Genomic DNA, 22,474 nt, shown 5'->3' on the forward strand with positions numbered 1-22,474 from the left:
GGTGTCAGGACCCGGCGAAGAACGGCTTGCCGAGCGATGCGGGCGCGTTCAGGCGAATCGTCTGCCGATTGCGCGAGATGACCACCAGCACCACGATCGTGGCGAGATACGGCAGGCTTGCCAGCACCTGCGAAGGAATCCGCACGCCCATCGCCTGCGCCTGAAACTGAAGCGCCATGACCACGCCGAAGAGCAATGCCCCCAGCGCCGTGCGGCCGGGACGCCAGGTGGCGAACACCACCAGCGCCAGCGCGATCCAGCCACGCCCGGCCGTCAGGTTCTCCTGCCACAGCCGCAGATAGCCTACCGAGTAATAGGCGCCCGCCAGTCCCGACATCGCGCCGCCGAACAGCGTCGCGAAATACCGGATACGCACCACCGGATACCCGATGGCATGGGCCACGGCGGGCGCTTCGCCAATCGAGCGCAGCAACAGACCGGCGCGTGTGCGATACAGGAACCCGGCGATCGCCGCGAGCAGCACGATCGACAGATAGCCGAGCGGGTTGAGCGAGAAGATCGACGGCCCCAGCACGGGAATCGACGACAGGCCCGGAATCGGCATGTCGCGCAGCATCGGGATCGTGGCGTCGGTGTAAGGACGGCCCACATAGGCGGACAGGCCGACGCCGAAGATCGTGAGCGCAAGTCCCGTGGCCACCTGATTGGCCATCAACGACAGCGTGAGCCAGGCGAACACGCCCGACATCGCAACGCCGGCCGCCACGCCCGCGAGTACGCCGAGCCAGAGGCTGCCCGTTTGCACGGTGACGGCGAATGCACCGATGGCGCCCATGAGCATGGTGCCCTCCACGCCGAGGTTGAGCACCCCCGACTTCTCGGTGACCAGCTCGCCCAGCGCGGCGAGCATCAGGGGAATGGCCGCGATCACGGCACTTGCCGCCAGCGGTGTGAGCCAGTGAATCCAGTCCATGCGCCGCTCCTCAGGCTTCGCTCGCCTGCGCGCGGACGCGGCGGCGAAGTCGGTAAGTCACGAAAACGTCGCAGCCCAGCAGACTGAACAGCAACAACCCCTGGAAGACGCCACTGATGGCCTTGGGCAATTGCAGCGACGTCTGCACGGCTTCGCCGCCAAGGTACAGCAGCGCCATGAGCAGGCTCGCCAGCACGATGCCCACCGGATGCAGACGCCCGACGAACGCCACGATGATGGCCGTGAATCCATAGCCCGGCGCCCACGTCGCCTGAAGCTGGCCGACCGGCCCGGCGACTTCGCCCGTTCCCGCAAGCCCCGCCGCCGCCCCGCCAATGAGCAACGCAAGCCAGACCGCGCGCGGTTCCGAATATCCCGCGTAGCGCGCGGCCAGCGGCGCGAGGCCTCCCACCTCCATGCGATAGCCCGCGAAACTCTTGCGCATGAAACACCACGCCGCGGGGACCGCCAACACGGCCATGAAGACGGACGCGTTCAGTCGCGTGCCGCGCCACGGCGCCCAGTGCCAGTCGCCGAAGAAGCGTGGAAACAGCGCGTCGCGGCCGAAGCTGATGGACTGCGGGAAGTTCATGCCGTGCGGGTCCTGCCACGGACCGCTCACGAGGTAAATCAGCAATTGCGTGGCCACGTACGTCAGCATCAGGCTCACGAGAATTTCGTTTGCGTTGAAGCGCACGCGCAGCAATGCGGGAATCGCCGCCCACAGCATGCCGCCCAACGCACCGGCGACCATCATCAGCGGCAGCAGCCAGGGCCCGCCGTGGCCGTCGAAATGGATGGCAACGCCGGACGCGAAAATCCCGCCGAGCAGCAACTGCCCTTCCGCGCCGATGTTCCAGACATTCGCGCGATAGCCGATGGCAAGTCCCAGCGCGATGAGACACAACGGCGACGCCTTGAGCAACAGTTCCGACCAGCCATTCAGACTGCTGATGGGCGCCAGGAAGAACGCGGCCATGGCCTGGGCGGGGTTCTTGCCGAGAAAACTGAAGATGAGCACCCCGCCGGCGAGCGTGATGAGCGTGGCGATGAGCGGCATCACAAGCCGCATGCTGCGGGAGGGACTGGGCCGCGGCTCAAGCATGAGATCGAACATGGTGTCTGGTGATCGATGGAAACCGATAAATACGTTTGGGCGGCGGCAGCCATATTCACGGCGCCAGCGCCGACGATGGCAATGGCGTCTGACTCAGGCGGCGCGCTCGCCCGGCCCGCCGGGGAACATCCCGGCCATCCACAAGCCGATCTCGCGCGAATCGGTCTGCTCGGGCTGGCGCACGGGCGACAGACGTCCCTGTGCCAGCACCGTGATCCGGTCACAAATTTCGAAAAGTTCGTCGAGTTCTTCGGATAGCACCAGCACTGCCACACCGCGCGCCGACAGATCGAGCAGTTGCTGGCGAATGAAGCTGGCCGCCCCTACGTCGACGCCCCAGGTGGGTTGCGCAACCACCAGAACCCGGGGCTCCTGCAGAATCTCGCGCCCGACGATGAACTTCTGGAGGTTCCCGCCCGACAGACTCTGGGCCACGGCGTCGGGGCCGCCCGCCTTCACGTTGAACCGGTCGATGCACAGCGAAGCGAACCGGCGCAACGCGCCGCGACGAATCCATCCGCCGCGCAGCAATCCGAGATGTGCCGTGCCGGACGCGCCCAGCAACGCATTGTCGGTCAGCGACATGGCGGGCACGGCCCCGCGCCCGAGGCGTTCCTCCGGCACGAAAGCCAATCCGAGACGCCGTCGCGTGGCAGCACCCATGCGCCCGACGGCGCGGCCGTTGAGCCGAATCGCGTCGGCCAACGGGGCCCTGACCTCTCCCGAGAGCGCGGCGAGCAATTCGGCCTGGCCGTTGCCGGAGACGCCGGCAATGCCCACGATCTCGCCGGCGTGCACGTCGAGATCGATGCGCTGGAGCGCGGTGCCAAACGGGTCGTCGCTCGCCATGCTGAGCGAGCGCAGCGACAGCAGTGCCTCGCCCGGTTGATGCGGGCGCCGCTCGATCCGCGGCAAGGCGCGCCCGATCATCAGTTGCGCGAGCGTCTCGGCCGTCTCGTCGCGCGGCACCGCGTGGCCCGCCACGCGTCCGCCGCGCAGCACTGTGGCGCGGTCGCACAGATCGCGGATTTCGTCGAGCTTGTGGCTGATATAGACGATGCTGCAACCCTCCGAAGCCAGGCGGCGCAGCGTGGCGAACAACTTCTGGACAGCTTGCGGCGTGAGCACCGAAGTGGGCTCGTCCATGATGAGCAATCGCGGATTCTGCAACAGGCACCTCACGATTTCCACGCGCTGGCGCTCCCCCACGGACAGGCTATGCACGTAACGCATGGGATCGACTTCGAGGCCGTACTGGCCGGACACGTCGCGGATGCGGGCCGCGAGCGCCCTGAGATCGTGCCCGGCGTCGTCCAGCGCAAGCGAGATGTTCTCCGCGACGGTGAGCGTCTCGAACAGGGAGAAATGCTGGAACACCATGCCGATGCCGAGCTTGCGCGCGGCGGCCGGGCTGTCGATGCGGACCGGTCGTCCTTCCCAGCGGATTTCCCCCGCGTCGGGGCGCACCGCGCCGTAGATGATCTTCATCAACGTGCTTTTGCCCGCCCCGTTTTCGCCCAGCACGGCGTGGATCTCGCCGGGCAACACGCACAATGCGATGTCGTCGTTGGCCACCACGCTCGGGTAACGTTTGGTGATGCCGGTCAGCGCCAGACGTGGCGTGGCTTGCGCGGCTTGCGAAGGGGATGTCACTGGCGCGGTCTCGGTCGGGGTCTGCTGGCTTGGCCGGCCTGACAGGTCAGGCTTCGGGCGGGGACGAAAATACCCAATTCGCGGCGAAATGTCGAGCGTGTATCAATAAGACGGCAACGCCCCATGCGACGGGCGCGACAAGCGTCGACTTTGGTGATAAGGGTTTTCGCTATGGAGCCCCGGCAGCTTGTGCTTCATAATGATTTACTTATGCAATTCCGGGTCCGACATATTCGGATCGTTATATTTCTCATGAGCCAAAACCGCGAACCGATCGACACCTATTTGCTGCGCGTTCTTCACACGCTGTTGATCGAGCGCAGTGTGACGCGGGCGGCCGTCAAGCTGAATCAATCGCAACCGGCGATCAGCGCGGCACTGCGCCGCTTGCGCGACATCACCGGCGATCCGCTGCTGGTGCGCGGCAAATCGGGCATGGTGCCCACGGAATACGGTCAGTCGTTGCTCGAGCCGACGCAAAACGCATTGCGTGAGATCGAACGCATTACGGTGCAGCAATCGAATTTCGATCCGGCAACCACCGTGCGCACGTTTCGCATCGGGTCGCCCGATTATCTGAACACGCTGTTCGTGCCCACGGTAGTCGAACGTTTCCGTCAGCAGGCGCCCAACGCGCAACTCGAACTGCATTCGCTCGGCCCCGCCTTCGACTACGAGCACGCGCTCGAGGACGGCAAGGTCGACATCGTCATCGGCAACTGGCCGGAGCCGCCCGAGCAGTTGCATCTCTCGAACCTGTTCGTCGACCAGATCGTGTGTCTGGTGCGTAATACGCACCCTTACGCCAAGCGCGGCCTTACGCTGGAGCAGTACCTCGGCAGCCCGCACCTCGCGCCCACACCGTACTCGGTCGCCCAACGCGGCGCCATCGACATGCACCTGGCGCGCGAGCGTCTGAAGCGCAATGTCGTAGTCACGATTCCGTACTTCAATCTGGCACCTTACGTTTTGCTCAAGTCGGACCTGATTTTCACGACGACACGCCTGTTCGCCGATCACTACGCCGAATTCCTGCCGCTCACGGTGGTCGAGGCGCCCATCGATTTCCCGCCGATGCAGTATTACCAGTTGTGGCATGAGCGCACGCACTATTCGGACGAGGTGCGCTGGCTGCGCAGCGTGATCTCGGATGCAACACGCACGTTGCTCGAAGCCCGCACTCCGTCCTGATCCGTCCTGAGCTTTCTCGATCCGTCATTGGCCGTCGTTGGCGCGCCGGTTTTACCGGCGGAGCGGCCCCCACCGCTCCGCCGAACCGCACGGCGGCGTTCCCCATGCACGGGAACTCCACCCCGACGTCCCGCTTGCTCGGTGTCACGCCGAGTCCCACACCATGAATATGGCACCGGCGTGGCAACGCGCTATCGGGAGGCCTCGGCCAGTTGCCGCGCCAGCGCGTTGTGACGCGTGACGAGCGACGGCAGGTCGAGCGTCGCCAGACGCCCTTCCCGCACCACCACCCGACCGTTCACCACGCTGTACGCAGCTTGTCCAGGATTACAGAAGACGAGCGCCGCCACGGGATCGTGCAGGCCGCCAGCCATGCCGATACCGCGTGTGTCGAACGCCACGAAGTCGGCGGCCATGCCAGGGGCGAGCCTGCCAATGTCGTCGCGGCCCAACACGCGCGCACCGCCCAAGGTGGCGATCTCCAGCGCCTCGCGCGCCGTCATCGCGTCCGGGCCGAACCCGACACGCTGCAGCAGCAGCGCCTGACGCGCTTCGTTGATCATGTTGCCCGCGTCGTTCGACGCCGAGCCATCGACACCGAGACCGACCGGCACGCCGGCGTCGCGCATGCGGCGAATCGGGGCGATGCCCGAGGCGAGACGCATGTTGGAGCATGGGCAATGCGCTACGCCCGTGCCTGTCCTGGCAAAGAGCGCGATGCCGGCGTCGTCGAGTTGCACACAGTGCGCGTGCCAAACGTCGTGGCCGACCCAGCCGAGATCCTGCGCGTACTCGGCGGGGGTCATGCCGAACATTTCGCGGCTATAGGCAATGTCATTGACGTTCTCGGCCAGGTGCGTGTGCAGCGACACCCCGAAGTGGCGCGCCATCGACGCCGATTCCCGCATCAGGTCGCGGCTCACGGAAAACGGCGAGCACGGCGCCACGACCACGCGCAGCATCGCGTAACGGCCGACGTCGTGGTAAGTCTCGATGAGTCGCTGGGTGTCTTTGAGAATCTCGTCTTCGCGCTCCACCACGCGATCGGGCGGCAGGCCGCCCTGGCTCTGCCCCACGCTCATGCTGCCGCGGCTGGCATGAAACCGCATGCCGATCTCGGCGGCGGCTTCGATGCTGTGATCGAGCCTGCAGCCGTTCGGGTAGATATACAGGTGATCGCTCGACGTGGTGCAGCCGGAGAGCAGCAGCTCGGCCATGGCGGTTTGCGTCGAGACGCGAATCATTTCCGGCGTGAGGTTGGCCCACACCGGATACAGGTTCGTGAGCCAGTTGAACAGTTCGCCGTCCTGCGCGGCGGGCAGCGCGCGGGTGAGGCTCTGGTACATGTGGTGATGCGTGTTGACCAGACCGGGGATGACAACGTGCCCCGTCAGGTCGAGCACTTCGTCAGCACTCGCCGGCAGCGCGTCGCTGGTGCCCACCGCCACGATCCGGTTGTCCTCGACGTACAGCCCGCCACGCGCGATTTCGCGGCGGCCTGCGTCCATCGTCACCAGCACATCGGCATTCTTGACGAGCAGCGTTTTCATCAATGCGCCTCCAGCCCCATGCCATTGCCGTTCGTCTCGCCGTGGCCGTTGGCCTCCGGGGCCTTGAAGCCGTTGAAGTAGGCGTTCAAGATCACGGCCGAGAGCGTGGCGAGCAGAATCCCGCTATGCAGCAGCGGCGCGAGCTGTTCGGGCATCTTCGAGAAGAACTTGTTCGATGCGACCGGAATCATCGCCATGCCGACGCTGATGGCCACAATGTACAGGTTGTAGCGATTTTTCGCGTAATCGACCTTGGCAAGGATCTTGATGCCGGTGGCGAGCACCATGCCGAACATCACCACACCGGCGCCACCCAGCACGAATTGCGGGATCGACGCGACAACGACGGACATCTTCGGAATCAGCCCGAACACGAGCAGGATAACCCCGGCCGCCGCGCATACCCAGCGGCTCTTGACGCCCGTCACCCCCACCAGCCCGATGTTCTGCGAGAACGACGTGTGGGGGAACGTATTGAACACGCCGCCAATGACGGTGCCCAGGCCATCGACGCGCAGGCCCGCAACGAGGGCCTTTTCATCGACGGGCTTGCCGACGATCTCGCCGAGGGCGAGGAACATGCCGGTCGACTCGATGAAGGTGATCAACATGACGATGGTGAGCGTGACGATGGCCCACGGATCGAACACGGGCATGCCGAAGTGGAACGGCAGCACGACGTCGAACCACTTCACCTGGTCGAGTCCGTCGAAGTTGACCTTGTGGAGCATCAGCGCGATGGCGAATCCGAACAGAATGCCGAGCAACACCGCGATGTTCGAGAAAAAGCCTTTCACGAAGCGCGTAATCAGCAGGATGAAGATGAGCACCGCGAACGACACGCCGAGATATACCGGGTCGCCGTAGTCGGGATTGCCCACGCCGCCGGCGGCCCAGTTGATACCCACGCCGATGATCGTCAGGCCGATGGACGTGATGACGATGCCCGTCACGATCGGCGGAAAGAAACGCAGCAGTTTGCCGATCACGGGCGCGAGCAGCGTGCCGATGATCCCTGCCGCGATCGTTGCGCCGAAGATCCCGGGCAACCCCAGTGACGGATTGGTGCCGATGGCGAGCATGGGGCCCACGGCCGCGAAGGTCACGGCCATGATGACGGGCATGCGAATGCCGAAGCGGCCCACGCCCACGCTTTGCAGCAGCGTGGCGATTCCGCAGCACATCAGGTCCGCGGAAATGAGAAAGGCAATCTGATCCTTGGGCAGTCCAAGGGCGCCGCCGATGATGAGCGGCACGGCTACCGCACCCGCGTACATCACCAGCACGTGTTGCAGGCCCAGCATGAACAATTTTCCGATCGGCAGTCGCTCGTCGACCGGATCCACGGCTTTGGTTGTCACACTCATTGCGTCTCCGTCCCAGGGGGGCTGTTTGATTGATTTTTTGGGGTGGCTCAATGGTGCAGGTCGACGCCTTTCGCGGCAAGACCGCCGGGGCTATAGTGTTTTTTTCATGGAACGTATGCATGAATACGTATCCTGCCTCTCGGGTTTTCCCCGAGAATGTACGTACCCATTGGGCTTTCCGGGCGATGCGTCTCTCCTCGCGATAAGGCTTCATATGAATCGTGTTATGCGCGAGATAACAAAAGCCCATAGTGGTCCTCGGATACCCCAATGCGAGGCATTCGACCTACGCTTGCCCCCATGGCAATGCGCGTTTGATGCCGGTCATCTTTTTGTCTGGCGCGACATGGTATGTGCGCGTTTTTATCTTTGGTATTGCGCGCGTTGCCCGGCTGCCATCTCCCTACAATGCACCCATCCATCACAGGAGACACCATGGGACGACTGACTACCCACGTACTTGATACATCGCACGGCAAGCCCGGCTCGGGCATCCGAGTGGAGCTGTGGCGCGTGGACGGCGAGCGCCGCGCGCTGCGCGACGTGCACACGAACAGCGACGGCCGCTGCGACAAGCCGCTGCTCGAAGGCGACGACTTCGTCGCGGGCGAATATGAGCTGGTGTTCCACGCGGGCGACTATTTCGCCGCGCAAGGCGTGGAAGTGCCGTCGCCGCGATTCGTGGATCGCGTTGTCCTGCGATTCGGCATTGCCGAGCCGTCCCAGCATTACCACGTGCCGCTTCTGGTGTCGCCGTGGAGCTTTTCCACGTATCGCGGCAGCTGACAAGCGCGAGCGTGAACGTCAGGCAGTTGAGGAGAACATAAGATGGAAGCGTTTATTACCGACTGGGTCAACCTGTTGCTTCGGTGGTTGCACGTAGTGGCAGCCATCGCCTGGATTGGCGAGTCGTTCTATTTCGTGATGCTGGACAACGGGCTGAAGCCGCCCAAGGCCGCCGAGGACAAGCAGAAAGGTGTGTTCGGCGAGATGTGGTCGGTGCACGGCGGCGGCTTTTACCATGCCCAGAAGTATCTGAACTCACCACCACAGATGCCCGAGGACCTGCACTGGTCGAAGTGGAAGTCGTACACCACGTGGCTGTCGGGCTTCGCGCTGTTCTGCGTGCTGTACCTGCTCCAGCCGCAGACGTACCTGATCGACAAGAACGTCATGGACCTGCAACCGGGTCAGGCGGTGGGGATTGCGCTGGCATTCCTGATCGGCGGCTGGTTCGTCTACGATTTCCTGTGCCGCATGCTCGGCAAGAACGAACGTGTGCTGGGCATTGCCGTGGCGCTGTTCGTGGTGGCCGCCACGTACGCGACGACGCATATATTTGCCGGTCGCGCCGCGTATCTGATCGTTGGCGCGATGATGGCGACGTCGATGTCGGCGAACGTGTTCTTCTGGATCATCCCGGGGCAGCGCAAGAGCGTGGCCGCGCTGGCCAAGGGCGAAGTGCCTAACCCGATCTGGGGCAAGCTGGGCAAGCAGCGGTCGGTGCACAACACCTATTTCACGCTGCCGGTCGTGTTCATCATGATCAGCAACCACTACGCGTTCACGTACAGCAACCCGTACAACTGGGTGATCCTGACGATCATCATGGCCGCGGGCGCAATGATTCGTCAGTTCTTCGTGCTGCGTCACGCGGGCAAGAACCTTTACGCACTTCCCGTGGCGGGCGCCGCATTGCTCGCCGGCGTTGCCGTGTTCGCCGCACCGCGCCCCACGCCGGCGCCGGCTGCCGGGGCACATGGCGAAGCCGCCGCACCGGCGGTGAAGCTCTCGGAGATCCAGCCGATTCTCACGCAGCGTTGTGCCACGTGCCACTCGGCCAAGCCGACGATGATGGGCAGCGCCCCGGCTGGCGTGATGCTCGATACGCCGACCGAGATCTCGCAGAACGCACAGCGCATCTATCAGCAAGCCGTGGCGCTCAAGTCGATGCCGCTGGGCAACGTGACCCAGATGACCGACGACGAACGCCAGAAGATCGCCGCCTGGTTCAACGGCGGTGCACAACAATAACGCGAGCGACTGTCTTTCTTGCTGGACCCATGTTGGGGCGCTTCGGCGCCCCTTTTTTTCGCTCGCCTTTCGCAGCCTCCCACCATGGGAGCCAGAGCGAACTCACTGGGGAATTGGCCAGCGCATCCTGTGGCGGCGGGACCGGGGAACTCCGGCATGAAGGTTGGTGTCTGTCAGAGGCGCCCGTCACTCGGACGCGATCGACAAACATCATGAATTTCCTTCTTTTCTGTGCCTCCCGCCAGGGCGTCGTGTGGGTGCATCTGCACCAGGCGATGTTCCCTCCGTCCGCCCGCCTGCCTCGCTGAACGCGCCAACGCGCGCATCGGCGAGGCGGAGCGCTCACGCCATCGCTTGCGCGCGAGCGGCAACCCTCCCCCATTCCGACGTCTTTCATGTCCCGGATATGCAAGCCACGGTGAGCCGCGTCCCGACACGACGCGGTGCAATGTCATCGAGGGGACCATGTCTCTTTCCAATACAACCCATCACTGCAACCCAACGCAGGGCGCGAGGACGTCCCTGCTCAAGGAATTTACCTCGCTCGCCGTGCCGACCATCCTTTCGGGCTGGGTCTACACGGTCTATACGCTGATTGACGGCATCTTCATCGGCCGATACGTCGGTGAACAGGCGCTCGCCGCGCTGAATCTGGTGGTGCCGCTGCTTTACGTGCCTTATGCGCTCAGCGTGATGGTCGGCGTCGGCGGCGCGACGCTCATCGCGCGCCTGCTCGGCGAGGCGCGTCCCGCCGAAGCCCGTCGCGCATTTTCGCAGGTCCTTTGGGTGATGTTTGCCGCGGGCGTCGCGATGAGCGCGGGTGTGCTCGCGTTCAAACACGACATCGCCGCTGCGTTGGGTGCGAGCGGCGCCATCACACCGCACGTCGTCGCCTATCTGTCTGGCTGGGGCTGGTTTGTGCTGTTCGCGAACGGACTCTATGCAATGGAGTTGTTCCTTCGCGTCGAAGGCGCCCCCGCGGCGCGTTTCGGCCTGTACGCGATGGTGCTCGGTGCGCTGGCCAACGTCGCACTCGATTATTGGTTCATCGCGGTTCGCGAGATGGGCATGTATGGTGCGTCGCTCGCGACCGGGTTGTCGATGATGGTGTCGAGCAGTGTCATGTTCGCCTACCATCTCGTGCTCGCAAAACGTGTCGTGCCCGCGCGTCGGGCATTTGGCGGCAACGGACAAAACCACGTATGGCGCGCCATGTACAACGGCGCGTCGGAGTTTCTCGGCGCCATCGCCCCGGCGTTGACGGTGTTCGTCTTCAACCGGGTGATTCTCGTGCACTTCGGCGAGCCCGGGCTGGCCGCCTACGCCATCCTGGAATACATGACGCTCGGCGCGACGGTCACGATGGTCGCGCTCGTGCAGAGCATGCAGCCGATGATCAGTTTCTACCGCGGCGCGCGCAACGCGCAGGCGTTGCGCGCCTCGTTCCGGTTAGGGGCGTTCGCCGTCATCGGATTTTCGTTCATCGTCGCGCTCGCGATGGCAACCTTGGCACGTCCGCTGACGTTCCTCTTCCTGCCGGCAGGCGGCGCGGCATGGTCGATCCTGGAGCATGCGGTCGTCTGGTATGCGCTGGCGTTTTTGCCAGCGGCGGGCAACCTGGTCGTCGCGGGCTATCTGACAGCGCTCGAAGCGCCGGGACCGTCGGCGGTCATCGCCATGCTGCGAAGCTGGATTCTGCTGCTGGGCATCCTTTGGGTGCTTGACGCCCTGCTCGGGGGCGACGGCATCTGGTACACGTTGCTGGCCACGGAGGCGGTAACGCTGGCGCTGAGCGTGTGGCTGTATCGCAAGCAGCATCGCCACCACGGCGCGACGCCGGCATAGACGCCCCTATCCGGCACGCCCGCATCCACAGGCCCATCGCGCGTGTCAGCCGGATGCGGCGGCCTCTCCCGCCGCCCGCTCAGGATGGCATGCGAAGCGACACCGTCTGCGCGAGCGACTGGACGCTCCCGGCGTCCTCCGCACCGGGCATGCCGTCTGGGGGGGCCGCGCGTGGCGGCAGCGACGCGGGCACATTGGCGGTGTCGCTCGCCGCCCATTGCGGCTCGGGCAACTCGTCGAACACCTGACGCAATCGCGAACCCCACGTGTCGTGAATCATCTTGTAGTAGACGTTATCGTCATCGAGCGACGCGAAACGCGTCACGCGCAGGCTGTCCTCCTCGTAGACGAGCAAGTCGAGCGGCAGTCCCACGGAGATGTTGGAGCGCAACGTCGAGTCCATCGAGATGAGCGCGCACTTGGCGCCATCGTCAAGCGACGTGGCGGGCGTGACGAGCCGGTCGATGATCGGCTTGCCGTATTTGGATTCGCCGATCTGGAAGTACGGATTGACGGACGACGCCTCGATGAAGTTGCCTGCCGAGTACAGCTGGAACAGTCGGCTCTTCGCGCCGGCAATCTGTCCGCCGAGCAGGAAGCTGCAATTGAAGTCGACGCCGAACGCCTCGAGCGATTTGGCGTCGCGGGCATAAACGTCGCGAATGGCCTGCCCGACCACACGGGCCACATCGCCCATGGTCTTGGCGGTCCATAACGTTTCGGTATCGCGCGCTTCGACGAGTTGCTGGCGCACCGCCTGCGTGAGCGCAAGATTGCCCGCCGAGAGCAGCACGATCACGCGCTCGCCGGGACGCTCGAAAACGAGCATCTTGCGGAAGGTGCTCACGTGATCGACGCCCGCGTTGGTACGGGTATCGGAGAGAAAGACCAGCCCGGCATCGAGCTTCATGGCCACGCAATACGTCATGTCGTTCCTGTCTCGCCGTGCGAGGCGCGCCGCCTCGTCACGTGTCACGCTATTGTTGTTGATCGGGCGGCACGGTGTCGACGCTGACCGACACGTGCAGCGCCTCGCTCGCGCCGCCGCTGCGCATGCCTCTCACGGGGGCGGCGGATTCGTAGTCGCGTCCCACCGCCAGACGGCAATAGTTGCCGCTGGCGAAGCACGCATGGGTCACGTCGATGCTCACCCAACCCGCCCCGTCCACCCACACGTCGACCCAGGCGTGACTGGCGGCGTGCGGCACGTCGCCCGGATCGATATAGCCGCTCACGTAGCGCGCCGGCACGCCACGCGCCCGGCACACGGCAAGCATGAGATGGGCGTGATCCTGACACACGCCCCGCCCCAGCGCCAGCGCCTGCGCGGCGGTGCTGGTCACGGCGGTGATGCCGGACGCATAGTCGACCCGCTCGCAAATGGACGCCGCGAGCGCGAGCAACCCCGCGGGCGTGCCCACCCCGGCATCGGCGGCAAGCGCGTCGATCGCGTCACTGCGCCCGGTCAGCGGTGTGGCGCTGGCGAAGCATAACACCGGCACGGCGTGGCTCGTTTCGTCGAGCCTGCCGTCGGCGAGCGGCGTGGTGTCGACTTCGCCCTCGGCGAGCAGATGGATCTCGTCGTGCGCCTGATGCAGCACCAGCGTGTGCATGTCGTTGCCGAATGCGTCGCGCGACGGCGTGAGTTTTCCCGGTGCGCTCAAGCGCCATTGCAGCACGCGCTGCGCCTGCGAGGCGCCCGGCGTGAGCCGAAGCTGCTGGATGGTGTAGCGCACCGGTGTGTCGTACCGGTAGGTGGTTTCGTGACGGATGATCAGGCGCATGGTGTCAGGCCGCCAGCGGGATCAGGAATGTCTGGCTGATCTTGTTGCCGAGCACGGAGACTCGCTCGAGAAACTCGGTCAGGACGGGATGCAGGCCTTGCTGCTGGATTTGCCGGATGTCGGTGTACTTGAGCTCCGCGTGGAGTTTGCCGGCATAGCGCTCGACATCGCCGGACTGCGCGTTGGCGAGCGTTGCGAGGTTTTCGCACACGCCGTTGAGCGACGCGAGCAACGAGCGCGGCATATGGGCATTGAGCATGAGCAACTCGACGACGCGCTCGGGCGTGATCACGTCGCGATACACCTTCCGGTAGATCTCGAATCCGGACACGCTGCGCAACACGGCAGACCAGTAGTAGAAGTCCGTCGGATGCGACGCGTCGGGGCCCGCCTTGTCGGCCCGCACAGCCTCGTGAAAGCGCACGTCGAGGATCCGGGCGGTGTTGTCCGCGCGCTCGAGGAACAGGCCCAGGCGCGTGAAGTAGAAGGCATCGTCCTGGAACAGCGTGCCGAAGCTCACGCCGCGCGAGAGATGCGAGCGAACCTTGACCCATTCGAACAGGTGGGCCGGATCGCGCTCCAGCAGATCGAGCATGCGTGGGAACTCGAGCCAGGTACTGTTGACGGTTTCCCAGAGCTCAGTCGTCAGCGTGCCCCGCACGGCGCGCGCGTTCTCGCGGGCGGCGGCCAGGCAGCACGCAATGCTCGACGGGTTGTCGCGATCGCGCACCACGAAGTCCAGAACATTGGCCCGGGTCGCGCGTGCGTGCTTGCGATTGAATGCAGGCTCCAGCTCGGAGATGCGCAACGTGGCGCGCCATCCCGCCTCGTTGTCGATGCCCGCCGAGAGCGCGTGCGCGATGTCGACATCGTCGTCTTCGTCGCCGAGGTCTTGCGGCAGCAGCAGGTTTTGCAGGTTGACGTCGAGCAGGCGCGCGGTATTCTCGGCCCGCTCCATGTAGCGAGCCATCCAGAACAGGTGGTCGGCGGTACGGCTTAGCATGATTTCTTCCCGTTGGGTTGCGAGGGATCGCCGGCAGGCATGCTCATTTCTCCAGAACCCAGGTGTCTTTCGTGCCCCCGCCCTGCGAGGAATTGACGACGAGCGATCCTTCGGTCAGGGCAACGCGCGTGAGCCCACCCGGCACCATGGTCACCCCCTTGCCCGACGACAGCACGAACGGGCGCAGGTCGATGTGCCTGGGCGCGATACCCGCCTCGACGAAAGTCGGACATGCCGACAGCGCCAGGGTGGGCTGGGCGATGTAGCCGTCGGGCCTGGCGACGAGCCGCTCGCGAAACGCCTCGATTTCGGCTTTCGTCGCCGCGGGACCGACCAGCATGCCGTAACCGCCGGCGCCGTGGACTTCCTTGACGACCAGATCCCCCAGATGGTCCAGCGTATAGGCAAGATCGCCCGCACGCCGGCACTGGTACGTCGGTACATTGTTCAGGATCGGCTTCTCGCCGAGATAGAACTCGATCATGTCCGGCACGAACGGGTAAATGGATTTGTCGTCGGCAACGCCGGTGCCGATGGCATTGGCCAATGTGACGCGCCCCGCCCGGTAGACGCTCAGCAGTCCCGGCACGCCGAGCGTGGAGTCGGCGCGAAACGCGAGTGGGTCGAGGAAGTCGTCGTCGATGCGGCGGTAGATGACGTCCACACGCCTGGGGCCGTTGGTCGTGCGCATGTAGACGAGATTGTCTTCGACGAAAAGGTCCTGCCCCTCGACGAGCTCGATACCCATCTGCTGCGCAAGGAATGCATGCTCGAAATATGCCGAGTTGTAGATGCCCGGCGTCATGACGACGACCGTGGGATCGTCAACGCCCGCGGGGGCGACCGCGCGCAGGCTGTCGAGCAGCAGGTCGGGGTAGTGCTCGACCGGTGCGATGCGATTCCTCGCGAACAGCTCGGGGAACAATCGCATCATCATCTTGCGATTCTCCAGCATGTAGGACACACCGGACGGAACACGCAGGTTGTCTTCGAGCACGTAGAACTCGCCGTCGTCGCCCGTGCCGGCCCGCACCACGTCCACCCCCGCGATGTGCGAGTAGATGTCGCCCGGGACATCCACCCCCTGCATCTCCGGACGATACTGCGCGTTCTTCAACACCTGCTCCGCCGGAATGACGCCGGCGCGCAAGATGTCCTGATCGTGATACACGTCGTGGATGAACTTGTTCAGCGCCTCGACCCGCTGGCGCAAACCGCTCTGCAAGGTTTGCCACTCGTGCGCCGGAATGATCCGGGGAATCAGGTCAAACGGAATGAGGCGCTCCGTTCCGGCTTCGTTCCCATATACGGCAAAGGTGATTCCGACGCGACGAAATGCCAGATCGGCCTCGGCGCGCTTGTGGTGCAGGACATCGTCGGACTGACATTTGAGCCAGTCGTCGAACCGCCGGTAGTGCGAGCGCGTCGTCCCCGTGATGCTCGCCATCTCGTTGTAGCTCTCGACCATACGCTTCTCCGCAGATTGCCGTATCGAGATCGAGCAATATCCATGCCCGGCGGGGCGCCCTGCGATTCTCGCGCCGACCCGGTGCGCTTTTTCGGTGCGACCGCCATTTCCGCTCCGCTACGCGCGCCCCCGCATCGCTTCTTACGCCGGCCATGCACCGCTTTCGTGCCGACTGCCACGCACCATGCCGGTGAAAAATCTCCCGCTACCAACGCAAAACGCCGAGGATCTCTCCCCGGCGTTCTCTCTTGCAGCCCGCTTCCAATGTCTCGCCTGCCTCAAAAACACACGCAGTCTTAAGCAGCCTTTCGCGCCTTCTGCACCGCATCCAACGCCGCCTGCGTCAGCAGATACGCGCCCGGCAAATCCTGCTCGTCACAGTTGTGCCCCTCGCCACCCCGATCCACCACCACGAAGTCACTCACTTCTTCCAACGCCAACAACGGGTGATGCCATACCCCCCTCGCATAATTCACGCCCTGCCATCCATCCGAGACGAACGCCCGCATGCGACTCACGTCCAACTCGCCCGCCGGTGCCACCACCACCAGATACGGCGTCGTCTTCAACGGGATGAACGCCTGGCTACCCAGCGGGTGACGCTCCAACATCCTCACCTCGTACGGCAACTGCCTCGGCTGACCCCGGAAGACGTTCACCAACGGTCGCCCACCCTCCGGCCCCAAATCCACCGCCGCCAGATCGTGATAACGCTCGGTCGTCCCCCCATTGATCGCGAAATGCTTCGCCCCCTCCAGCTCGATCACGTCGCCAAACTCCGCAAACGCCTCTCGCGTCAACCGCTCGATCTTCAACGCCGCACCCGCCATGTCACGCCCCCCTTTTCCACGCATTTGCCATCCCGTCCCGCGAACCATCGGCTCGCAGCAAGGACACCATGCTTCTGAACCCCTCATCGCGCCCGTCATGCGCGTCATGCCCGCGCGACGAGTGGGTCCGGTGCCGCTCGCGCCGCCCCTTTTTGCTGCGCCTGCCTACGCCTTCCTGTCGCTCAATCGCCCCCACAAACGCAGGCGCGATACGCCCCCGTCCGGAATGATGTTGAACCGGATGTGCGTGATCGCACCGAGCTTCTGCACCGGCGCCTCGAAGTGGAACTGCTTGTCCATCGCCAATTTCTGCTCGGGCAACAACACCGGCCAGAACATGGACTGCGTGATCAATGACTGCTCGGTGCCTCCAGTCACATACGCCGCCTGTATCGAGCACCGGTCGGGGAAGTTGCCCTTGAAGTGCGCGGTGTCCACTTCGATCTTCGCGATCTCGCCCGGCTGCGCCAACGCAATGATCGCCCAGTCGTTGCCCGGCTCGCGACGCCGACGCGTCTCCCATCCATCGCCCATGTTCACCCCGCGACCCGGCATCAACAGGTTCGACGCCAACCCGAAGTGCTGGTTGTTCGCGGCCACCACGTATCCCCCGTTCTCCATCGCGATGAGGTCGATGAGCTCGTCACGCGAGCGTCCCGCCCAGTCGCTCTGCGGCAGGCCGTACAGGCGCAGACGCGCCAGACCACCATCCGGATACAGGTTCACGCGCACATGGGTGGCCGGACGCTGCTCGGCAATGGCATGGTAGTGGTGCGCGTTGCCCTGCAACGTGGTCGACGGCAACAACTCGAACCACTGCGCCGATTCTCCCGGCGCGCCCTCGGGGCTGTAGCACCCCTCGAGCGAGGCCGCCGGCGGGAAGTTGCCGGTGAAGTGGCTGGTGTCGAGATCGACGCCGAACAACACGCCCGGGCGCGCCAGCTCGACGATGCACCAGTCGTATCCGTTCACGCGCTTGCGACGCGTCTCCCAACCGTCCATCCACTTGCCGTTGTCGTCGTACTTGCCCGGGATGAACACGGCCGGCTCGGGATTGAGCATGCGCTCCTTGGCCGCGAAGAACTCGTCGCTGGCCTCCAATGCCTGCGCGCCAAGGCGAGGATCGGCCAGATTCACGTATCGGCGCACGAATTCCGGTGCGTTCGGATCTTGCGGGGCGAGGGCCATGCCAACTCCTTGGTACTTGAATGACGAAAACCACTGATGCAAAAAGAGGATGGCCGCCGCGGCAAGCATGTGCTCGCCCCCCGGCAACCGTCGTGTCAGTCGCGCACGAGGTCCTGCAACCGGAACCCCGCGATTCGGAAGATCTGACGCAGGCACTCTTCGATTTCGTCGGCGCGACTGTTCTCGAGCCGGTTAGAGAAATTCTCGATGATGCTGGCTCGCGTATGACCGCGCACCGCCAGAATGTATGGGAAACCGAACTTGGCTTTGTACGCGTCGTTGAGCTGAGTCAGACGTGCAAACTCTTGCGCGCTGCATTGGTCCAGACCGGCACCGGCCTGCTCGCGCGTGGACTCGGCCGTGAGCTCGCCGCGCACCGCCGCCTTGCCCGCCAGTTCCGGGTGCGCGCGAATGAGGTCGAGTTGCGGGCCTTCGCCCGCGTCGACGACCGCCTGACAAAGGGCGTCGTGCAGCGCGTTGACGGTCGCGAACGGACGATCTTCCCAGGCGGACTCGGCCACCCAGGGGGAATGCTCGAAGATGCCGTCGAGCGCGGCAACGAACTCGACACGCGGCAACGCCGAGAGCTCGGCAACGGTACGCTGGGTCATGGGCAACGGGGCATTCATTAACTGCTCTCCTGGAGAACAACGGTGGCGCCCCGCCGCACGCTTGGCACGGCCCGATGACGCCTGTCGGATTCGATTTCGATATTGGCGACCGCATCGCTTGCCGATGCGGTCGCCGATTCATGGAGTCAAGCCATCACGGATTCACGGATTCAGGCCACCACGAACGGATGACGCGCCTGCCAGTGGCGCGCCACGTCGATTCGCCGGCACACCCATACGCGGTCGTGCTTTTCAATGTGATCGAGGAATCGTTGCAACGCGGCAAAACGGCCCGGACGCCCCAGCAAGCGGCAGTGCATGCCGATCGACAGCATCTTCGGCGCCTCGTCGCCCTCGGCGTAGAGCACGTCGAACGCGTCGCGCAGGTAATGGAAGAAATGATCCGCCGTGTTGAAGCCTTGCGGCGCCGCGAAACGCATGTCGTTGGAGTCGAGGGTGTACGGCACGACCAGATGCGGCTTGACGTCGCCATTGGCGGTCTGCACCTGCGTCCAGAATGGCAAATCGTCGCCGTAGTTGTCCGAGTCGTAAACGAACCCGCCCTGCTCGACCACCAGGCGACGCGTATTGGGGCTGTCGCGACCGGTGTACCAGCCCAGCGGCGCGCTGCCGGTCAATTCCTTGAAGATGTCGATGGCAATGCGCATGTGCTCGCGCTCGGTCGCCTCGTCCATGTTCTGATAGTGAATCCAGCGCCAGCCGTGGCACGCAATCTCGTGCCCCAGCTCCTGGAACGCTGCCGTCACCTCGGGGTGACGCTGCATGGCCATCGCAACGCCGAAAACGGTCAGCGGCAAGCCACGGCGTTCGAATTCGCGCAGAATGCGCCATACCCCTGCACGCGAACCATATTCGTAGATCGACTCCATGCTCATGTGGCGCGCTTCATAAGCGGCCGCACCGATGATCTCGGAGAGGAATTGCTCGGAGGCGCGATCGCCGTGCAACACGCAGTTCTCGCCGCCCTCTTCGTAGTTGAGCACGAACTGCACGGCGATACGCGCGCGCCCCGGCCAATCGGCAAACGGCACATGGCGGCCATAACCGATCAGATCGCGCGGGTAATCCTTGGCATTTGCGGGGTTGCTGGCCATGATGTCTTGGCATCCTTCTGATGGCGAAACGATCGAAGAAGTGTAGCCAAATCCACCTGCCCGAAACATAGCGATATTCAGATATTCAGGCTCCGCTTACACGTATAGTCACCCCGCCGGCGCGACACTGTGGCGCCGGCCAGCGTCTCGGAATCGTCGTCTTGCGTGAGACGCCCCCTCCCGTACCGAATCGCCGAATTCCGGCGAAACCGCCGCCAACCACCCTCGAAATCGCGCCAATCCCGGGGCAACAGACGATTGAACAAAAAAACGCGCCGGGCCGCGTTATCGACCCGGCGCGCTTTCGCTCGCCTGTCCGGCCATTTTCGGCCGGCTCGCCGTCGGGGATCAGGCGATATAGGGATATCCCGTAAGCGTGAGCCGAACCTGAGCGCCCGCCGTCTGCAATCGGCCCTGCCCACCCACCGGGAGGGTGAGCTTGTCGGGGCAGTGTCCGAACGGCAGGTCGGTGACCACGGGAATACCGATCACTTTGCGCACGCTCTCGATCATGGCCACCATGTCGTAACCGTTGTCGTAGTCGCTCAACCGGTATTGCGAGAAGTCGCCAAGGACCAACGCACGCTGGCGCGCGAGAATGCCGCTCTGATGCAACTGGTACAGCATGCGCTCCACACGATACGGCGGCTCGTTGACATCTTCGACGAACAGCACCCCGCCCTCGATCTGTGGCAGATATCGCGTGCCGATCAGGCTGCACACCATTGCCAGATTGCCGCCCCACAACGTGCCGGACACGTCGATGTCGCCGCTCGCGCCATCGCCCTGCCACTCGACCACGTGGCTCGGCGAGCGCAGAACCGTCTGGAACTGGTTCAGCGTGAAGTCGCTCAGCGCTTCCGCCCCAAAGTCCGCCAGCAGCATGGGCCCGGCAAACGTCGTCAGGCGGGACTGCGCGAGCAGCGCCAACTGGATGGCCGTGAAGTCGCTGTGGCCGATGATCGCCACCGGCGCCCCCGCCAGCCGACGATGCAGGCCTTCATAGTCGAGTTGTTCCAGCAGATGCACCGCCCCGTATCCGCCGCGTACCGCCAGCACGACGTCCGGTACCGGATGGTCGCGCCCGGCCAGTTGGTTGATCTCCGCAACGCGCTGCGCGTCGGTGCCCGCGAAGCGCAGGTAGCGGCGATCGAGCGCCTCACGATTGCTCACCGTGTAGCCGAGCCGCTCCAGCACCTCGACGCCGCGTGCCGCCACGTCGACATCCGGCGCGTAGCCGGACGGCGCAATGAGTTCAAGAAGCCTGGTCTGCATCAATGGGGGGATCCGGATGAGGAAGTTGGAGGAGTGTTGCCGACGATCTCGGTGCCCGCCGACAGCCGCCGTGCCTTCGCCGCCGCGCGCCGTTCGCTGAAGAATGCCTGGAGAACGCCGACGCAGGCGTCGTGCATGACGCCGCCGAGCACTTCGGCATGATGATTCAGACGCGGCTCGGCGAACAGGTCGACGACACTGCCGCAAGCGCCCGTCTTGGGGTCGGCCGCGCCGTAGACGACGCGCTTGATGCGCGCATGCATGATGGCGCCTGCGCACATGACACACGGCTCGAGTGTGACGTACAGCTCGCAATCGGGCAGCCGGTAATTGCCCAACGCCTTCGCAGCGGCACGCAAGGCCTGCATCTCGGCGTGGGCCGACGGATCGTGGCCGCCAACCGGACAGTTGTGGCCGACCGCCACGACCTGACCGTCGCAAACGACGACGGCCCCCACGGGCACTTCACCCTGCGCCATCGCGGCGCGCGCCTGCTCGAGCGCCAGGCCCATGTAGGTCTCGTCGGTCGCGGGTAAATCTCGATTCATGAAACGTTGACGAAAAGCCGCGGTGCATCGCCCGCCCCGGGGAACGGCGCGCCATACCGCGCAATTGGCCGCTATCGGCAATACGCTATTCTCGCACGCCCCGATCATGTCAGTGCGCCGCTCGCACGTCCCGGCACGCCCGCTTCGGGCGAACCGGGCTTCCGATTGACGCAAGCGTGGATCGGCCCCACACCTGCGGGCCAGCTCACGACGACGAGCAACAGCGACGCGAATGATCAGAGCGATGCGCGCGACAGGAAGCCCACGTCTTCGCGTGCCAGGGCCTTGATCTCGTTGCGCGTGGCGACGATGTGGGACTCGAGCATCGACACGACGGCCGCCACGTCGCGTCGGCGGCAGGCCGCCAGAATCTCGTAGTGGTCGTGCTGCGGCTTTTCCTTGCCCGTGGCCTGCGACATCGCAAGATGCGAATAACGGTCGGTATTGAGGCAGTACGCTTCGATCAGCATGCGCAGGCGCCGGTTGTTGGCGGGCGCGCACAGCGCCAGATGAAAGCGCCGGTTGTATTCGGCCCATTCCGAGACGACTTCCGAGGCCGAATAGTCGGCCAGGATCTGCTCCATGACCTGAAAGTCGCGCCCGGCCATGTTGGGCACGGCCAGCTTGGCCGCATGACATTCGAGCGCCACGCGAATGTCGAGCAGCTCGCACAACTGCTCGATGTCCATGCTCGCCACGGTGGCACCGCGGTTGAGATGGTGCACGACCAGCCCCTCCGCTTCCAACTGCCGCAACGCTTCGCGTACCGGCACGCGGCTCGAATGAAAGCGCTCGGCTAGCGCTTCCTGACGTAGTTGATACCCACCCGGCAGCACGCCACTCAAGATCTCGTCTCGAAGCGTGTCGCGGATGGACTGGTGAAGGGCTTGGGGTCCGGAGGTTCGCATGGCGCGATTAAAACACATAACATGACGTCGATGCGATTCTGGATCCAATCAAA

Annotated in this window: 20 protein-coding genes; 4 read left to right on the forward strand and 16 right to left on the reverse strand. The window is 64.4% G+C overall.

Annotated elements, in window-relative coordinates:
• Positions 1-4: 4 nt before the first annotated feature.
• From LV28_RS36940 to LV28_RS36950, 3 genes are all read right to left on the reverse strand, one after another.
• Complete coding sequence (locus LV28_RS36940; RefSeq protein ID WP_025249239.1) at positions 5-934, reverse strand: ABC transporter permease; 930 nt, start codon at positions 932-934, stop codon at positions 5-7.
• 10 nt (positions 935-944) lie between these two features.
• Positions 945-2,051 carry an ABC transporter permease gene (locus LV28_RS36945; protein WP_023596175.1) on the reverse strand — a complete coding sequence of 369 codons (1,107 nt, stop codon included), beginning with the start codon at positions 2,049-2,051 and terminating at the stop codon, positions 945-947.
• 93 nt (positions 2,052-2,144) lie between these two features.
• A complete protein-coding gene (locus LV28_RS36950; RefSeq protein ID WP_023596176.1) occupies positions 2,145-3,704 on the reverse strand; it encodes an ABC transporter ATP-binding protein in 1,560 nt (519 codons plus the stop codon).
• A 252-nt stretch (positions 3,705-3,956) separates the two neighbouring features.
• Between LV28_RS36950 and LV28_RS36955 the strand changes: the two genes are divergently transcribed.
• Entirely contained in the window at positions 3,957-4,895 is a 939-nt protein-coding gene (locus tag LV28_RS36955; RefSeq protein ID WP_023596177.1) for a LysR substrate-binding domain-containing protein, read from the forward strand.
• A gap of 191 nt (positions 4,896-5,086) precedes the next feature.
• Here the strand turns inward: LV28_RS36955 and LV28_RS36960 are convergent, their stop codons facing one another.
• Both LV28_RS36960 and LV28_RS36965 read right to left on the reverse strand, forming a co-directional pair.
• Positions 5,087-6,445, reverse strand: a complete 1,359-nt coding sequence (locus LV28_RS36960) for an 8-oxoguanine deaminase (RefSeq protein ID WP_038617364.1) — start codon at positions 6,443-6,445, stop codon at positions 5,087-5,089.
• Positions 6,445-7,812, reverse strand: a complete 1,368-nt coding sequence (locus LV28_RS36965) for a nucleobase:cation symporter-2 family protein (RefSeq protein ID WP_023596179.1) — start codon at positions 7,810-7,812, stop codon at positions 6,445-6,447. The genes LV28_RS36960 and LV28_RS36965 overlap by 1 nt, the downstream gene beginning before the upstream one ends.
• Positions 7,813-8,247: 435 nt before the next feature.
• On the opposite strand from LV28_RS36965, the gene uraH reads away from it, so the two are divergent.
• The 3 genes from uraH to LV28_RS36980 all read left to right on the forward strand — a co-directional run bounded on the left by uraH (position 8,248) and on the right by LV28_RS36980 (position 11,691).
• Positions 8,248-8,598 carry a hydroxyisourate hydrolase gene (uraH, locus tag LV28_RS36970; RefSeq protein WP_023874183.1) on the forward strand — a complete coding sequence of 117 codons (351 nt, stop codon included), beginning with the start codon at positions 8,248-8,250 and terminating at the stop codon, positions 8,596-8,598.
• A 42-nt stretch (positions 8,599-8,640) separates the two neighbouring features.
• Positions 8,641-9,846 carry a urate hydroxylase PuuD gene (locus tag LV28_RS36975; protein ID WP_038617359.1) on the forward strand — a complete coding sequence of 402 codons (1,206 nt, stop codon included), beginning with the start codon at positions 8,641-8,643 and terminating at the stop codon, positions 9,844-9,846.
• A 465-nt stretch (positions 9,847-10,311) separates the two neighbouring features.
• Positions 10,312-11,691 (forward strand): MATE family efflux transporter, encoded by a 1,380-nt coding sequence (locus LV28_RS36980; RefSeq protein WP_048806331.1) that lies wholly within the window; start codon positions 10,312-10,314, stop codon positions 11,689-11,691.
• 79 nt (positions 11,692-11,770) lie between these two features.
• Here LV28_RS36980 and LV28_RS36985 read toward each other — a convergent pair whose 3' ends face one another.
• The 11 genes from LV28_RS36985 to LV28_RS37035 all read right to left on the reverse strand — a co-directional run bounded on the left by LV28_RS36985 (position 11,771) and on the right by LV28_RS37035 (position 22,439).
• On the reverse strand, positions 11,771-12,619 hold the full coding sequence (locus LV28_RS36985) for a proteasome-type protease (RefSeq protein WP_023596184.1): 849 nt from the start codon (positions 12,617-12,619) through the stop codon (positions 11,771-11,773).
• A gap of 49 nt (positions 12,620-12,668) precedes the next feature.
• Positions 12,669-13,475 carry a transglutaminase family protein gene (locus LV28_RS36990; protein ID WP_038617356.1) on the reverse strand — a complete coding sequence of 269 codons (807 nt, stop codon included), beginning with the start codon at positions 13,473-13,475 and terminating at the stop codon, positions 12,669-12,671.
• A gap of 4 nt (positions 13,476-13,479) precedes the next feature.
• Positions 13,480-14,478, reverse strand: a complete 999-nt coding sequence (locus LV28_RS36995) for an alpha-E domain-containing protein (protein WP_023596186.1) — start codon at positions 14,476-14,478, stop codon at positions 13,480-13,482.
• A gap of 43 nt (positions 14,479-14,521) precedes the next feature.
• The gene (locus LV28_RS37000; RefSeq protein WP_023596187.1) at positions 14,522-15,946 is read right to left on the reverse strand and encodes a circularly permuted type 2 ATP-grasp protein; all 1,425 of its coding nucleotides are present in this window, start codon (positions 15,944-15,946) and stop codon (positions 14,522-14,524) included.
• 296 nt (positions 15,947-16,242) lie between these two features.
• Positions 16,243-16,800, reverse strand: coding sequence for an ureidoglycolate lyase (locus LV28_RS37005; protein WP_048806330.1), 558 nt, complete (start codon positions 16,798-16,800; stop codon positions 16,243-16,245).
• Positions 16,801-16,941: 141 nt separating this feature from the next.
• A complete protein-coding gene (gene alc, locus LV28_RS37010) occupies positions 16,942-17,964 on the reverse strand; it encodes an allantoicase (protein ID WP_038620982.1) in 1,023 nt (340 codons plus the stop codon).
• 95 nt (positions 17,965-18,059) lie between these two features.
• The gene (gene uraD / locus LV28_RS37015) at positions 18,060-18,593 is read right to left on the reverse strand and encodes a 2-oxo-4-hydroxy-4-carboxy-5-ureidoimidazoline decarboxylase (protein WP_023596190.1); all 534 of its coding nucleotides are present in this window, start codon (positions 18,591-18,593) and stop codon (positions 18,060-18,062) included.
• A 152-nt stretch (positions 18,594-18,745) separates the two neighbouring features.
• A complete protein-coding gene (gene puuE / locus LV28_RS37020; RefSeq protein ID WP_038617351.1) occupies positions 18,746-19,690 on the reverse strand; it encodes an allantoinase PuuE in 945 nt (314 codons plus the stop codon).
• A 348-nt stretch (positions 19,691-20,038) separates the two neighbouring features.
• The gene (gene ldcA, locus LV28_RS37025) at positions 20,039-20,965 is read right to left on the reverse strand and encodes a muramoyltetrapeptide carboxypeptidase (protein ID WP_036642531.1); all 927 of its coding nucleotides are present in this window, start codon (positions 20,963-20,965) and stop codon (positions 20,039-20,041) included.
• The gene (gene tadA / locus LV28_RS37030) at positions 20,965-21,513 is read right to left on the reverse strand and encodes a tRNA adenosine(34) deaminase TadA (RefSeq protein ID WP_115344330.1); all 549 of its coding nucleotides are present in this window, start codon (positions 21,511-21,513) and stop codon (positions 20,965-20,967) included. Before tadA ends, ldcA begins: the two co-directional genes overlap by 1 nt.
• A gap of 236 nt (positions 21,514-21,749) precedes the next feature.
• Positions 21,750-22,439, reverse strand: coding sequence for a GntR family transcriptional regulator (locus LV28_RS37035; protein ID WP_023874168.1), 690 nt, complete (start codon positions 22,437-22,439; stop codon positions 21,750-21,752).
• Positions 22,440-22,474 lie beyond the last annotated feature (35 nt).

Source organism: Pandoraea pnomenusa, assembly GCF_000767615.3.
GTDB lineage: Bacteria > Pseudomonadota > Gammaproteobacteria > Burkholderiales > Burkholderiaceae > Pandoraea > Pandoraea pnomenusa.